This is a genomic window from Rhizobium sp. 18055, from assembly GCF_902706285.1.
In the GTDB taxonomy this organism is placed as follows: domain Bacteria; phylum Pseudomonadota; class Alphaproteobacteria; order Rhizobiales; family Rhizobiaceae; genus Rhizobium.
In genome coordinates, this window is sequence record NZ_CACSKD010000119.1 from 1 (window position 1) to 586 (window position 586).

At 66.9% G+C, this 586-nt stretch carries 1 pseudogene; it reads left to right on the forward strand.

From position 1 onward, the window contains the following. A pseudogene (locus GVL52_RS28270) lies at positions 1-548 on the forward strand (glutathione-dependent formaldehyde dehydrogenase); the annotation flags it as partial. Between the last annotated feature and the right edge of the window lie 38 nt (positions 549-586).

Below are 586 nucleotides of genomic sequence, written 5' to 3' on the forward strand. Positions count from 1 at the left end.
GCGCCGGGCGCGTGATCGTGGTGGACCACGTCGAATACCGCCTCGACTTCGTGCGCCAGTACGCACCCTGCGAAACGGTGGACTTCAAGAGCGTGCGCGACATGGCGGTGCATCTCAAGCAGATGACCGACGGCCTCGGCCCCGACGTCTGCATCGACGCCGTGGGCTGCGAAGCCGCAGGCTCGTTCGCGCAATCGCTCACGGGCGTGCGGCTCAAGCTGCAGGGCGGCGCGGCCACGGTGCTGCACTGGTGCATCAACTCCGTGCGCAAGGGCGGCACCGTGTCGATCGTCGGCGTGTACGGTCCCACCTTCAACGCCGTGCCCATCGGCAATGCCGTGAACAAGGGCCTCACGCTGCGCATGAACCAGGCCAGCGTGAAGCGCCACCTGCCCCGGCTCATCGAGCACATCCAGGCCGGGCGCATCAAGCCCCGCGAAATCATCACCCACCGTTTCGCGCTGGAGGACATCGCCGAGGCCTACCACACCTTCTCCAGCAAGCTGGACGGCTGCATCAAGCCCGTGATCGTGCCGTCCGCGGCCTAAGCCAGAGCCACCGCATCGCCCGCGAAGAAAGAGCCAAG